Origin of the sequence: Lysobacter sp. Root916 (assembly GCF_001429785.1) — a bacterium.
Lineage (GTDB): Bacteria > Pseudomonadota > Gammaproteobacteria > Xanthomonadales > Xanthomonadaceae > Lysobacter.
Map to the genome: position 1 here is coordinate 605,725 of NZ_LMJF01000001.1, position 13,981 is coordinate 619,705.

Annotated in this window: 9 protein-coding genes and 1 tRNA gene; 6 read left to right on the plus strand and 4 right to left on the minus strand. The window is 69.5% G+C overall.

The annotated features are described in order from the left end of the window. Positions 1–2: 2 nt before the first annotated feature. Both pgaB and pgaA read right to left on the minus strand, forming a co-directional pair. On the minus strand, positions 3–1,823 hold the full coding sequence (gene pgaB, locus ASE35_RS02850) for a poly-beta-1,6-N-acetyl-D-glucosamine N-deacetylase PgaB (protein WP_235570011.1): 1,821 nt from the start codon (positions 1,821–1,823) through the stop codon (positions 3–5). A 70-nt stretch (positions 1,824–1,893) separates the two neighbouring features. Further along, positions 1,894–3,939, minus strand: a complete 2,046-nt coding sequence (gene pgaA, locus ASE35_RS02855; RefSeq protein ID WP_082611084.1) for a poly-beta-1,6 N-acetyl-D-glucosamine export porin PgaA — start codon at positions 3,937–3,939, stop codon at positions 1,894–1,896. A 669-nt stretch (positions 3,940–4,608) separates the two neighbouring features. Here pgaA and ASE35_RS02860 point away from each other — a divergent pair. Further along, positions 4,609–5,877 (plus strand): S41 family peptidase, encoded by a 1,269-nt coding sequence (locus ASE35_RS02860; RefSeq protein WP_057162913.1) that lies wholly within the window; start codon positions 4,609–4,611, stop codon positions 5,875–5,877. A gap of 93 nt (positions 5,878–5,970) precedes the next feature. Here ASE35_RS02860 and ASE35_RS02865 read toward each other — a convergent pair. Continuing rightward, a tRNA-Pro gene (locus ASE35_RS02865) sits at positions 5,971–6,047 on the minus strand. A gap of 196 nt (positions 6,048–6,243) precedes the next feature. Between ASE35_RS02865 and hisS the strand changes: the two genes are divergently transcribed. The 3 genes from hisS (at position 6,244) to ASE35_RS02880 (ending at position 10,438) form a co-directional block, all read left to right on the plus strand. Next, entirely contained in the window at positions 6,244–7,644 is a 1,401-nt protein-coding gene (hisS, locus tag ASE35_RS02870; RefSeq protein ID WP_082607327.1) for a histidine--tRNA ligase, read from the plus strand. A gap of 303 nt (positions 7,645–7,947) precedes the next feature. Continuing rightward, the gene (locus ASE35_RS02875) at positions 7,948–9,840 is read left to right on the plus strand and encodes an aromatic amino acid ammonia-lyase (RefSeq protein WP_057161208.1); all 1,893 of its coding nucleotides are present in this window, start codon (positions 7,948–7,950) and stop codon (positions 9,838–9,840) included. A 52-nt stretch (positions 9,841–9,892) separates the two neighbouring features. Beyond that, entirely contained in the window at positions 9,893–10,438 is a 546-nt protein-coding gene (locus ASE35_RS02880) for a 2OG-Fe(II) oxygenase (protein ID WP_200956981.1), read from the plus strand. A 120-nt stretch (positions 10,439–10,558) separates the two neighbouring features. On the opposite strand, the gene ASE35_RS02885 is transcribed toward ASE35_RS02880, so the two are convergent. Then, a complete protein-coding gene (locus ASE35_RS02885) occupies positions 10,559–12,427 on the minus strand; it encodes a diguanylate cyclase (protein WP_056173781.1) in 1,869 nt (622 codons plus the stop codon). Positions 12,428–12,718: 291 nt separating this feature from the next. On the opposite strand from ASE35_RS02885, the gene ASE35_RS02890 reads away from it, so the two are divergent. Both ASE35_RS02890 and hisG read left to right on the plus strand, forming a co-directional pair. Next, positions 12,719–13,009: a YerC/YecD family TrpR-related protein gene (locus ASE35_RS02890; protein ID WP_235570012.1), complete on the plus strand. Its 291-nt coding sequence runs from the start codon at positions 12,719–12,721 to the stop codon at positions 13,007–13,009. Positions 13,010–13,064: 55 nt separating this feature from the next. Continuing rightward, positions 13,065–13,979 (plus strand): ATP phosphoribosyltransferase, encoded by a 915-nt coding sequence (gene hisG, locus ASE35_RS02895; protein WP_056173787.1) that lies wholly within the window; start codon positions 13,065–13,067, stop codon positions 13,977–13,979. Positions 13,980–13,981 lie beyond the last annotated feature (2 nt).

Below are 13,981 nucleotides of genomic sequence, written 5' to 3' on the forward strand. Positions count from 1 at the left end.
CCTCACTTTTCCAGGTACGGGAACGAACGCGCCGACAGCGCCTCGCGCGCGTCGGCGGTGCTCGGCAGATCGGCGACGAAGTCGTCCGGATACCAGCCCAGATGACGCACGCCCTGGGCGAGCAGACGCCGCACCTGCGCCTTCAAGCGCTCGGCCGGAATCGGCCGGCGACTGCGCCAGTCCACCGTCTGCAGTTCGAACAGGGTCTGGGTGAGCTGCGGATCGTGCGCGCGCGCGGCCGCGACCAGGCGGTCCAGCCAGCGCTCGGGTTGGCGGCTGCCTTCCATCCACGGCATCGCCATCAGCGCGGTGTAGTCGTAGGCGCGGTTGAAGGTGTCCAGGCGCTGTGCGAACCAAGCCTCGCTCTGCGGTTCCAGCACCGGGCGCGCGTAGAGGTTGCGCACGGTCTTGAGCTTGGGCCGCCAGCGTTCGGCGGCGCGCTTGAGTTCCAGAGTGAAGTCGATCAGCTCCTGGGTACGCGCCTGCGATTCCACCGCGGCGCTGCCCTTGAGCTCGGTGTCGCGCAGGTAGGCGTCGTCGTGGAACAGCAGGCCTTCCAGGTAGGAGCCGGCGGCGAGGTCGGCGTAGATGCCGGCGACCAGGCGGCGCACCTCCGGCTTGGTGTAGTCGAGGCGATACACCTCGTCGGCGCGCGCGCCCGGGATCGCCAATGCGGCGCGCCGGGCGGGATCGGGCAGCTCGTAGCCCAGCACCGGCAGCCAGGCGTAAACCACCACCCCCGCGCGCGACTTGAGCTGCCAGGCGACGCGGTTGAACAGGTCCGCGCGCATCGGCAGGGCGTGATTGGGGAAGTACAAGGCATCGGCCGAACCGTTGCCGTCCGGATCGGCGAAGGCCTGCAGGAACACATGGCTGGGCGCGATCTGCTTGACCCGTTCGATCAGGGCGTCGAGATTGCGCTCGGTCTGGGCCGGGTCGGCGTCGTAGACCGAATCCAGATCCACTTGCAACGCGCGCACGCCGGTGCGCTCGTCGTCGTGGCGCAGCTGATAGGCGAGGTCGCCGACGTTGGGGTTGTTCATCACCAACAGACGCGCCAGGCCGTGCAGATCCGACGGCATCGGCGTGCTGCGGCCTTCCAGGTCGAACGAGACCGACATGCCGAGCTGCTCGGCGATGTCGTTGGTGACGCTGCTGTAGGCCGCATACGGCCACACCACCGCGCGCGGGGCGCGGCCGAGTTCGCGCTGCAGGCGTTGTTTGCTGCGCTCCAGGTCGGCGCGCACGCGCGCGAGGTATTCGGCCTCGCTTTCGTAGCGCGCGCTGGCCGGATCGTAGCGACGGGTGACCGCGGCCGGGGTCGAGTTGCCCTGCGGATTGGAGACGATGCCGTGGTGCAGGTCGTCGCTGTGGCTGGCGACTTCGATCAGGCCGCTGTCCTGCATCTCGCGCAACTGCGCCCAGGTCACGAAGTCGTCGCCGGTGAACGGACGCGGGCCGTAGTCGACGGTTTCGCCGGCCGGCAGCTCGACCCAATGCGTGACCACCGCGGCCAGGGCCGGGTAGTTGTAGGCGCGCAGCAGCGGGAAGGCGCGCGTGTACAGACTGCGCAGGCCGTCGTCGAAAGTGATCAGCACCGGCTTGGACGGTAGCGCCGCGCCGCCGTTGTTGGCCGCGATCACCTGCGCGAGCGAGACCGGGTGATAGCCGTGCCCGGACAGCCAGTCCAGGTGGGCGGCGAAGTTCTGGGTGCTGACGGCATAGGCATCGCCGTCGCCCTTGCGCGCGACGTCGTCGCGCACGTCGTGGTAGCTCAGCACCAGCAGCGGCTCGGCGGCGCGCGCGGCGGCGGGCAGCAGCATGCAGAACACCAGCGCGTACAGCGCCAGCACGATCAGGATCAGCCGCGAGGGGCGGTGTGGACGGTTCATCTCATTCTCCCCAGCGGAATTCGGCGTCGAAGCCCAGGCGCTGTTCGCGCTGGCCGTCGTAGACCGGGCGCGACCAGTTCAGGCCGTAGCTCAGCACCCGCCCCGGGGCGAACTGCCACTCGTGTTGATAACGCAGCGACGGCACCCAGGCCGTGCCGTAGTCGCGTTGCCAATAGGCGCCCGAGGACAAGGTCAGGCGCTGGCGGAAATGACGGTCGTAGCGCCGCCAGGTCAGATGATCGAAACGGATCCCGAATTCCGCCGAGGCGTCGCGCGAAGGATTGAAGTAGGGCGCGTCGTCGCGGCTGCCGCGGCCGGCGCCGAGGCTGGCCAGGCCGTCGATCAGCAGGTGCGGGCGGCTGAGCAGGCGCTGGTCCAACGCCAGGCTGAGCTGATCGCGCCGGTTGCCGTCGTCGTAGCGCCAATGCTGCAGGCTGGCGCCGAGCGCGGTGCGTTCGCTGGGGTGGTAGTCGGCGCCGATCTCGACCAAGTCGCCGGTGATGCCGGACGCGCGCGCCTGCAGCGAGGCGGTGGCGTCGTTGCGGCTCACGCGCGCACGCAGGGAGTAGCGATCGTCGATGCGCCAGCCGGCGCCGACGGCGATCGCGGTGCCGCCCAGGCCGTCGCGGTCGCGGCCGACATAGAGCTGCGCATCGAGACGGTCGTAGGCGTAGCCCAGGCCGACCTCGTTGCGTTGGGCGACGCTGCGGTCGCCCTGGAAATCGGCCCAGCGCCGGCCGCTGCGCGCGAGCAGGCGCCAGCGATCGTCGATCAAGGGCGTGGCGACTTCGACGCCGTACTCGCGGTCGCGGTTGCCCAGCGGCGAAGCGCCGCCGCCGTCGCGGTTGCGTCCGCCGGCCGCGTACACGCGCGCCTGCCAGCCGCGGCGCATGTCCCAGTTGCGGTCCATCGAGCGCACGTGGGCTTCGTTGGGGTAGCGCGCCAGCAACTGGTCGTGGATCGGCCGGGCCAGGTCGTAGCGCTGCAGCGTGGACAGGGTTTCGACCTGGCCGATGCGCGCCTCGACATTGCGCTCGTCCAGGGTGCTGGCGATCGAGAAGCGCTCCAGCGCGCGGCTGGGCCAGCCGCGGAACATATAGATGGAGCCCAAGGACGCTTGCAGATCGGCGTTGTTGGGGCCGATCGCGGCCAGCGGCTCCAGCATCGCCTGGGCGCCGGGCTGGTCCTCGCCGAAGGCGCGCGCCAGGGCGTAGTTGGTCTCGGCGTCGTAGCGTTGCCAGTTCTCGTAGCCGCGGCGCGCGCCGGGCGCGTGCGGCCAGGGCGCGCGCGCCTCGACCAGCCCGCGCAGCAGCGGCAGGGCCAGGTCGTAGCGTTCGCGTTCCAGATGCGCGTAGCCGAGCTGGATCGGCAGGTCGGGGTCGTCGGGGTCGGCCTGCAGCGCGCGCTCCAGCGCGATCGCGGCCTCGTCGGGGCGGCGCAGGGTCAGCAGCGAATCGCCGACCGCGCCCAGGGCATAGCCCGGCACCGGGCGGCCGCTGTTTTCCAGGCGACGGTATTCGTCGGCGACTTCCTGATGGCGGCCGAGCCGGTTGAGCACGACCAGGCGGTCGTAGGCCAGGCTGGCCGGCTCCGGCGTGCCGGCGCTCGCGAGCTGCGCACGGTAGGCGTCGATGGCGGCGTCGGCCGCGCGCGCCTCTTCCAGGCGGGTGGCCTCGTCGACCGCGTAGGCCTTGCTCCAGACGATGCGCCGGGCGAGGCCGGCGGCGTTGAGGTCGGCGGCTTGTTCGGCGCTGAACAGTTGCGGGCGCGCCAGGTACAGGGTGCGCGCGCGGTCGCGGGCGCCGATGTCGGCCAGGGTCAGCACCCGCAGGCGGTACAGATCGGCGTCGGCGGGGTGCACCGCGAGGTGGCGTTCGATCAAGGACAGCGCCGCCAGCCAATCGCGGTCGGCGCGCAGTCGTTCGATCTGGGCGTAGGGGATCTCGGCCGCAGATTGACCTTCAGCGGCAGCTACTGACGTGATGTGTAAGGTTCCACCGGCCAAGACCAAGGCCAGGGACAACGTAAGTCGATGTAAAGACGGCATGGATGGTCCGTATCCCGTATGACTGAAGGGGGCGGGGCGGCCCCAGGGGGATGGACTCAGAGAAAGTGTGATCTGAGTCACGGAGTTGGGACGCAAAGTCTGTGCCACCGCGATATATCTCGACGCGATTGTTCATGTACGACAGGCACTTAGCAGCCGGGGCCCTCGCTAGCGAGGCTTGAGGTCGAATCCGGGTCCGAAACAGCGGATCGAGCCGGGCGAGGCATCGACGGGCCAAAAAAAACCGGCACGAGGCCGGTTTGGGGGACAGGAGCAGAACCTGTCAAAGCGGAGCCGCCTGTGCCGATCCTGGCTGGAGCGGATGGGCGGACCTGTCTGTTAGGGATGATCGCCACGGCCGATCCGTCGCATTCGGACCCGCGTCGGTGCGGCTGGCGATCCTCCATCGCGTACGGTCGGGCCGCTGGCGCGCCCGGCGCCGGCGACGATACCCGGACGCACAAGCAAGAGGCGCTCGGTGGGCCGGTGCTTGAGTCGTAACGGTGCGGTCTGCGCCAAACCGGGGGTGGGACGGCAGATTCGGCAAAGTGGCGGCCGTCCGACGCCCGCCGGCCGGCCACGTCCTGCCGCACGCAGCGGGCGCCCCTCTTGAGCGCTGCGGAGCGCATTGTTAGCGTCGCCCGTCTCCGTAATGCAGGGAACATCCCAGTGGCGAAACGCAGCGCGGTGGCTTGGGCGATCGTCGCCGGTTTGCTGTGCGGGGCCGCCAAGCCCGAGCCGGCAACGGACTATGCCGCGCTGTTCGAGCGGGTCTGGACCCGCGTCGATCAGAACTACTACGACCCCGGTTTCCACGGCGTGGACTGGCAGGAGGCCGGGCGCCGTTACCGCGCGCAGCTGCGCCAGGTCCGCGACGACGCGGCCTTCAAGGCCCTGGTGGCGCGCATGCTGGGCGAACTCAAGAGCTCGCATACCTCGCTGTCGGCGCCGAGCAAGAGCGGCGACCAGCGCCGCGGCATCGGCGCCCGTTTCGAGCTCGTGGACGGCGTGCAGACCGCGGTCGACGTCTCGTCGCTGAGTCCGGCATGGGGGCACGGCTTGCGGCCAGGCGACCAGTTGCTGGGTTCGCCGGACGATCTGCCCGGGCCGCTGGGCAGCCGTGCCGAGGTCGCGATCCGCGATTGCGCGGGCGGCGAGCGTCGCCTGAATGTCGAGCGCGTCGCGATGGGTTGGCCGCCGGAACATCCGGGCTGGCGCTGGACCCGCTACACGCCGCGCAGCGGCCTGGCGGTGGGCTATCTGCGCGTGGATCGCTTCGACGACGGCGCCGCCACGCTGGCCGATCAGGCCATGAGCGAACTGGCCGACACTCAGGCCCTGATCGTCGACCTGCGCCGCAACAGCGGCGGCAACACCTCGGCGCTGCGCTTGGCCAGCTATTTCATGCCCGCTGGCGAGACGCCGGTGCTGGGCCTGTTCGCACGCCCGTATCTGCAAAAACTGGGCCACGCGCCCAGCGCGGACGAGGTGCGCGCCGGCCCCAAGGTGGTCGGCGCCTACACCGACGAGGCGGTGTTCAAGGCCGTGTCCGAGCACGGCGGCGCGGCGGTATTCCATAGCGACGCCCTGGACGGCCGACGCTACGCCGGCCTGGTGCTGGTGCTGATCGACCACGAGACCGCCAGTTCCGGCGAAGGCTTCGCCTGGGTTCTGCGCCTGCACACGCCGGCCCGCTTCATCGGCCGCGCCAGCGCCGGCGAACTGCTCAGCGGCGAGCGTTTCGCGCTCGGCCAGGGTTGGAACCTGACCGTGCCAGTGCATGGCCTGTGGGGCGCCGACGGCCGCGACTTCGCCGATCGGCCGGTGCAGCCGGATCAGGCGGTGGCGTGGACGCGCGAGGACTACTGCAGCGGTCGCGATCCGGATCTGGAGGCGGCGATGCGGGCGGCGTCGGCCGTGCCGGAGGCGGCGAAGTAGCGCGCGCGGCCCGCCAGCACGGCACCGCGCATAGCAAAAAGGCCCTGAAGGTCCGCATCGCTGCGGCTTTCAGAGCCTTTGCTTTCAGCAGATTGGTCGGGGAGACAGGATTCGAACCTGCGACCTCTACGTCCCGAACGTAGCGCTCTACCAGACTGAGCTACACCCCGACAGCTGAGCCGACAATTCTAGCGACACCGATCGAGGCGAGCAAGAGGCAGGCCGCAATCCGTCGCGCGAGCCCGCGCAGGCGCCGTTCCGGGTGAGGGTGCGGCGTACGGGCGGAACGTTAAACTACGGGCCTTGCGTCCACCCGGCGCGCGCCGCAGCGCGCCGGGCCGGCGCGTCTTTCCTCCGGAGTCCCGCTTGATCAAGCCACGCACCCCGCCCGGCGTCATGGAGCTGCTGCCGCCCGACCAGATCGCGTTCCAGCGCATGCTCGATACGATCCGCCGCAATTTCGAGCGCTTCGGCTTCCTGCCGGTGGAAACCCCGGTCATGGAGCTGACCGAGGTGCTGTTGACCAAGAGCGGCGGCGAGACCGAACGCGAGGTGTATTTCGTCGAATCCACCGGTTCGCGCGCGAAGAACAACAAGGCCGAGGAGCGCGCCACGCCCGAACTGGCGCTGCGCTTCGACCTGACCGTGCCGCTGGCGCGTTACGTGGCCGAGCACGAGCACGACCTGGCGTTTCCGTTCCGCCGTTATCAAATGCAGCGGGTCTATCGCGGCGAACGCCAGCAAGCCGGCCGCTATCGCGAGTTCTATCAGTGCGATATCGACGTGGTGGGCAAGGATTCGCTCAGCGTGCGCTACGACGCCGAGTTGCCGGCGACGATCTACGCGGTGTTCTCCGAACTCGACATCGGTGCGTTCACCATCCAGCTCAACAATCGCAAGCTGCTGCGCGGCTTCTTCGAGGCCCAGGGCGTGGCCGATGCCGAGCTGCAGGCGCGGGTGCTGCGCGAGGTCGATAAGCTCGACAAGCGCGGCGCCGACTACGTGCGCGAAACCCTGACCGGCCCGGAGTTCGGTCTCAGCGCCGGGGCGGTTGCGACCATCCTGGATTTCGTAGGCGTACGTTCGACTTCGCACGCCGATGCGATGGCGCGTCTGGATGCGCTCGGCGAGGGTAACGACACCCTGCGCGAAGGCGTTGCGGAACTGCGCGAGGTGCTGGAACTGATCCGCGCGCTGGGCGTGCCGGAACAGAATTACGCGCTGAACTTCTCGATCGCGCGCGGCCTGGATTACTACACCGGTACCGTCTACGAGACCACGCTCAACGATTACCCGGGCCTGGGTTCGATCTGCTCGGGCGGGCGTTACGAAAATCTCGCCAGCAACTACACCAAGTCGCACTTGCCGGGGGTCGGCATCTCGATCGGTCTGACCCGCTTGTTCTATCAGTTGCAGAAGGCCGGCATCGTCAGCACCGCCGAAAGCACGGTGCAGGTGTTGGTCACCCAGATGGAGGACGCGCACCTGCCGCACTGCCTGGCGGTGGCCAACGAGCTGCGCCACGGCGGCCTCAACACCGAAGTGGTGATGGAGCCGTCCAAGCTGGGCAAGCAGTTCAAGTACGCCGATCGCGCCGGTATCCGCTTCGTGGTGGTGCTGGGCGAGAACGAGATCGCCAATGGCACCGCGACGGTCAAGGACCTGCGCCGCGAGGACCAGTTCGAAGTCGCGCGCGGCGATCTGGCGCGCACGCTGCGGATCGAGCTGGAGCAGGCGCGGGTCATGCCGCAGGCCGTGTCCGAGTGAGCAATCGAGGCGCGAACGGCCTTGGCGCCGCGGGTGGTACGACCGCGTTGCCGCCCGATCGCGCCGTTGGATCGCGGTACCGGATGCGCGGGTTCGCCTCCGGATTCCGCTACACGGTGCGCCGCGACCCGGATGGGAATCCGGCGTGACGGCGCACCGAATCACTCCGCGGCGCGCATCCGCCGTCGCGGTTCCCAATGTGGCATAGACGCACCGACTCCCGAGTACGCTCGGCCGGGCCAGACCGTTCGCGGTGAACGCCCGCCGTTCAGATGATCGCCAGGGTGCGAGGCGAGGTTGCAAATGAACAAGATTCAACTCGATGGCCGTTCGCTGACGCGCGCGCAACTGGTGGCGGTGGCTTACGGCGCGCAGGTCGAACTGGCCGCGGCGCAACTGCCGGCGGTGCAACGCGCGGCCGATTTCCTGGCCGAACAGGTGCGTCGCGAAGAACCGATCTACGGCGTCTCCACCGGCTTCGGCAGCAACGCCGATCGCCTGCTGGGCGCCCATCACCTGCGCGACCAACTGCCGGGCGCGCAGGCCTCGGGCGAGACCCTGCACGAGGAACTGCAACGCAATCTGATCGTCACTCACGCGGTCTGCGTGGGCGAGGCGTTCGCGTCGGAGATCGTGCGCGCGATGCTGTGCATCCGCATCAACACCCTGATGCGCGGCCACTCCGGCATCCGCGTGCAGACCCTGCAGGCGCTGACCTCGATGCTCAACGCCGGCATCGTGCCGGTGGTGCCGCAGCTGGGTTCGGTCGGCGCCAGCGGCGATCTGGCGCCGCTGTCGCATCTGGCGATCGTGCTGCTGGGCGGCGGCGAAGCCTTCTATGAGGGCGAGCGCATGCCCGGCGCGCAGGCGCTGGAGCGCGCCGGCCTGAAGCCGGTCACGCTGTCGTACAAGGAAGGCCTGGCGCTGAACAACGGCACCGCGCAGATGCTGGCCTGCGGCGTGCTGGCGCTGGAGAAGCTGGAGGATCTGGCCGACACCGCCGACCTCGCCGCGGCCATGACCATCGACGCCTTCGCCGGCCGCCTGGGCGCGTTCGCCGAGGAAGTGCACGCGCTGCGCCCGCATCCGGGCCAGGTCGAGGTGGCCGCGCACCTGCGCCGCCTGCTCGAGGGTTCGACCCTGTCCGACATTCCCTACCACCTGGTGCCGCGCTTCCGCGCCTGGCAGCCGCACAGCTGGGACACCCCGGAATCGCAGGCCCTGCGCTTCGACATCGGTTGGGACTGGGTACCGTTCGGTCAGCGTCACGGCCGCGAGAAGTTCTACCTGCGCTTCCGGCCGTTCCGCGGCGGCAAGAAGCACCAGCCGCAGGACAGCTATTCGCTGCGCTGCATTCCGCAGGTGCACGGCGCCGTGCGCGACGCGCTGGCCCAGGCCGCGCGCGTGCTCGAGGTCGAGCTCAACTCGCTCACCGACAATCCCATCGTGTTCCCGGACGCGCAGGCCGAGCACGTCGAGCAGCAGGTGATCTCGGCCGGCCACTTCCACGGCATGCCGCTGGCGCTGGCGATGAGCTACGTCAAGGCCGCGATCCCGGTGCTGGCGAGCATCTCCGAGCGCCGCCTCAACAAGCTGGTCGATCCGGCCACCAACGACGGCCTGCCGGCGTTCCTGATCGGCAACGAGGACTCGACCGAGTCCGGCCACATGATCGTGCAGTACACCGCCGCGGCGATCGTCAACGACCTGGCCAGCCGCGCGCATCCCGCTTCGGTGTATTCGATCCCGACCAGCGCCAATGCCGAGGACCATGTCTCGATGGGCGCCAATGAGGCCCGGCATGTGCTGGCGATGGCCGACGATCTGGGCAAGGTGCTGGCGCTGGAGCTGTACACGGCCGCCCAGGCCCTGGACCTGCGTCGCGACATGATCAATGCCGCGCGCGATCTGGCCGACCGCGCCGATGCGCAGGGGCTTGCCGGCAAGGTCGCCGGCGGTCCGCTGCCCAGCGACGCCGATCACGCCGGTTTCCTGGCCGAGGTCGAAGGCCTGCGCAGCGAGCTCGCGGCGGCCGAAGAGTTCCGTCCGGGCCGCGCGGTCGCGGCCGCGCACGCGGCGATCCGCGAGCGCATCGCTTTCCTGCCGCGCGACCGCGCCCTGGACGGCGAAGTCGCCACCGCGCTGCGCATGGTCTCCGACGGCAGCGTGCTGGCGGCGGCGCGTTCGGTGTTGTGAAAACCACGACGGGATACGGCGCCGCCGTATCCCGTCTCTGCGAGGTTGCGTCATGCGGGTGATCGCGCATACCGAACACGTGTTCAGCGTCGAGGGCTTCCTCGGCGCCAACGAATGCGCGGCCCTGATCGCGCTGGCCGAGGCGCGCGGCTTCACTGCCGCCGACGTGCGCGCGCCGGGCGGTGCGCGTGCGCTGCCGCATGTGCGCAACAACGAACGGGTGGTGTTCGAGTCGCCGGATTGGGTGTCGCGCTTGTGGCGCGGCCTCGGCGAGCTCGCCTTGCCGCTGCTGGATGGCGAGACGGCGATCGGCCTGCCGCGCGCGCTGCGCTTCTACAAGTACGGGCCCGGGCAGCGTTTCCGCATGCACAAGGACGGGCCCTGGCTGGAGGACGGGCGCAGCAGCCGCCTGACCTTGCTGGTCTATCTCAACGACGGGTTCGCCGGCGGCGATACCGACTTCCGCGGCTTCCGTGTGGTGCCGCGCACCGGCGCCGCGCTGCTGTTCGTCCACGACACCTGGCACGAAGGCGCCGCGGTCGAGGCCGGCAGCAAGTACGTGCTGCGCTCGGACGTGATGTACGCACCGTCCGCCTGACGCAGCCGTAGGCTGTGGTGAGCCGTAGGCGAACCGCGCCATCGCATTGCAGGGCGTGTTGCGACATGGCGAGCGATGCGGTTCGCCGCGCTCACCGCATCCTGCGTGGCGCGCTGGGCGCTAATTTTGTCGGCGTTCTTCCGGGGCCGAGGTGCGCACGCAGTCGCGGCCGTCGGCCTTGGCCTGGTACAGGGCCTGATCGGCGTCCTGCAGGGCGGGATCGATCGCGTTGTCGCAATCGCTGTCGTTGTCGGCCTCGCGCGCGATCGCGTGCACGCCGATGCTGGCGGTGATGGTGATCGCGTACTCGCCGCTGCGGCAGGGCTGTTCGCGCAGGTGCTGGCGCAGGTCCTCGGCCACGCGCGAGGCCGCCTGCAGGTCCAGGCCGGGTAGGGCGACGATGAACTCCTCGCCGCCGAAGCGCGCCAGCAAGGCGCGGTGCGGTTGCAGGGCGTGGCCCATGGTGCGCGCGGCCCAGCACAGGCATTCGTCGCCGACCAGGTGGCCGTAGCGGTCGTTGATCTGCTTGAAGTGGTCCAGGTCGATCATCAGCAGCGACAGCGGCCTTCCGCTTTGCTGCGATTTCTCCAGCAGTTCCTGGAACACGTTGCGGAAATGGGTGCGGTTGTGCAGGCCGGTCAGGCCGTCGCGCTGGCTGCTTTCGCGCAGGCGTTCGTGCGCGTCTTCCAACTGCGCCAACGCGCTGCGCAGTTCGACCGTACGCTGCTCGACCTTGTGTTCGAGCTGGGTCTTGGCCTCGTGGACGATGCGTTCGTTCTCGTTGCGCAGCGAGGCGTAGCGATAGCCCAGCGCCACCGACAGCAGCAGCATCTCCAGCGCCGAGCCGATCTGCACGCCGTACTCGGTGATGAACACCTTGGGCAGCAGGCCGAACGCGATCGCGGTGAACATGCCGGTGCCGAGCAGGAACATCGACCAGGCCAACAGGAACAGCTGCGCGGGCTTGTAGCCGCGGCGCAGCACCACCAGGGTCGCGACCGCGATCCAGGCGATGCTGAAGAACACCGCTGCCGACGCGATCGGGGTGGCGACGTGGTAGGGCAGGCGGGTCGCGGCGATGCCGAGCAGCACGAAGAACGCGATCATGCCCAAGCCGACCCGGTCGCCCAGGCGCCAGCGCTGCTTCAGGCCCAGGAAGGTGCGCGCGAACTGCTGCATGCCGACCTGGGCCAGACAGATCGACAGCGGCACCGATTTGTCGGCCAGCCAGGTCGAGCGCGGCCACAGATACTCGAAGCCCAGGCCGTTGAGGGTCAGCAGGACCAGGCCGAAGGCGGAGATGTGCAGCAGGTACCAGAAGTAGCTGGCGTCGCGCAGGCTCAGCCACAGCACCAGGTTGTAGATGAACAAGGCCAGCAGGATGCCGTAGTACAGGCCGATGCCGAACTGCGCGTCGCGCGAGACCTCGGTGAACGCGGTCGGCGTGAACAGGGTCAGCGGCACCTGCATCGAGCTCTGGCTCTGCACGCGCACGTACAGATCGGCGGGCTGGTCGGCCGGCAGGTTCAGCCAGAAATTCGGATGCCGGTAGCGGATGCTGCGCGATGCGAACGGCAGGCTGTCGCCGCCGGCCAGGTGTTCGACCTTGCCGTCGGCGTGGCGGGTATAGACGTCGATGCGGTCGCTGAGCGCGTACTGCTGCACCAACAGCCAGCGCGGCTCGTTGCGGTCGCGGTTGAGCAGGCGCACGTGGAACCAGTACGCGCCCGGCTGGAAGCCGAAGGCGGCGTTGCCGTTGGGCAGGGGCGCGTAGAGGCCCTCGCGCAGGGCGCGTTCGGCGCCGATCAGATCCTGGCGGCCTTCGACGTCGTGGTAGTAGGCGATGTGCGGTTCCAGCGGCACGCCGACGTGGGTGCCGTCCAGTACCAGCGCGGTCTCGGTGTTGGCGAACGCGGCCCAAGATGCACCGGCGAGGCACAGCCCGAGTGCGAGCAGCCAGATATGTAGCCCTCTCCAACCACGCCCCATGCGCACCCTCTCCGTTGGTCCGGCCGGCGTTGGGTCTTCGCGGCACGGGCTCGGAGGCAGTCTACGCTCCGGCACCGCCCTAGTTTGCGGCCTGAGCGGCCACAGGCGAGGCGCCAGCGACCGCCGGTCGGTCGCTCTTACTGTGATGAACGGCGGCTTTCGCCGATGCCGGCCGGCGCGCGGGCGGGGGGAGGCGACGACTTGACGGGACTGGGGTGCATCGTCTAATGTATTAACGCGTTAATACATTATCGATAGAGCGAAGCACCCGTGAAGCGCCGCGCCATAGACATCGACGACAGCGAAGACCCGATCGCCAGCCTGGCGACCGCGCTGCTGGGGCTGCGCAATCCGGAGCAGATGCGGGCCTTCCTGGAAGACCTGTGCACGCCGGCCGAGCTGGAAGCCATGTCCGATCGCTGGCGGGTCGTGCCCTTGCTGAGCGAGGGCGTGCCGTATCGCGAAATCCACACCCGCACCGGGGTCAGCGTGACCACGATCGGTCGGGTCGCGCGAATGCTGGAACGCGGCGCCGGCGGCTACGCCGCGGCCCTGCATCGACGCCCCACGCGCGTCCGCTGAACCGTAGTGCCGGGGCCTTAGCGCCCTCCATCCCCCGCCTTTCGAGATGTTCCCCATGAGTCCTACCGCCAGCCCGGCCGCGCGCGACCGCTTGCGCATCGCGATCCAGAAATCCGGCCGCCTCGCCGAGCCGGCGCGCGCGCTGCTGGCATCGTGCGGCCTGAGTTGGCGCGAAAGCCGCGACCGCCTGTTCTGCTACGGCGAAACCCTGCCGGTGGACCTGCTGCTGGTGCGCGACGACGACATCCCCGGCCTGATCGCCGACGGCGTCTGCGACCTGGGCGTGGTCGGCCGCAACGTGCTGCTGGAGCAGGATGGCGACCGTCGCGGCAACGGCCGCGCCGCGGCCTTCCGCGAATGGCGCGCGCTGGGTTTCGGCGCCTGCCGCCTGGATCTGGCCGTGCCCGAAGGCTGGGACTGGCAGGGGCCGGCGCAGCTGGCGGGCAAGCGCATCGCCACCAGCTACCCGGCCCTGCTGTCGCAATGGCTGGCCGCGCAGGGCGTGGACGCGCAGGTGGTGCTGCTGTCCGGTTCGGTTGAGATCGCGCCGCGCCTGGGCCAGGCCGAGGCGATCTGCGACCTGGTCTCCAGCGGCGCCACCCTGGCCGCGAACCAGCTCAAGGCGGTGACCACCCTGATCGAGAGCGAAGCGGTGCTGGCCGGCCCGATCAACCCCTTCGACGACGTGCGCGGCGAGCTGGCCGACCTGCTGCTGCGTCGCCTCGACGGCGCCTTGCGCATCCGCCACAGCAAGCTGCTGCTGTTCCAGGCCCCGCGCCAGCTGCTCGCCGACCTGCTGCCGCTGCTGCCCGATGCCGAGGCGCCGACGGTGATGCAACTGGACGGCGGCGACGGCGTCGCCCTGCAGGCGTTGTGCCACGGCGCGGTGACCTGGCAGCGTCTGGAAGAACTCAAGCGCGCCGGCGCGCGCGGCCTGATGGTGCTGCCGGTGGAGGGCATGCTGGCATGAGC

Excerpts from the sequence above, each read along its gene's own strand:
- pgaB (WP_235570011.1), bottom strand. The coding sequence starts at position 1,823 with ATGCTGCTGCCCGCCGCCGCGCGCGCCGCCGAGCCGCTGCTGGTGCTG.
- pgaA (WP_082611084.1), bottom strand. The coding sequence starts at position 3,939 with ATGCCGTCTTTACATCGACTTACGTTGTCCCTGGCCTTGGTCTTGGCC.
- ASE35_RS02875 (WP_057161208.1), top strand. The coding sequence starts at position 7,948 with ATGAACAAGATTCAACTCGATGGCCGTTCGCTGACGCGCGCGCAACTG.
- ASE35_RS02880 (WP_200956981.1), top strand. The coding sequence starts at position 9,893 with ATGCGGGTGATCGCGCATACCGAACACGTGTTCAGCGTCGAGGGCTTC.
- ASE35_RS02885 (WP_056173781.1), bottom strand. The coding sequence starts at position 12,427 with ATGGGGCGTGGTTGGAGAGGGCTACATATCTGGCTGCTCGCACTCGGG.
- hisG (WP_056173787.1), top strand. The coding sequence starts at position 13,065 with ATGAGTCCTACCGCCAGCCCGGCCGCGCGCGACCGCTTGCGCATCGCG.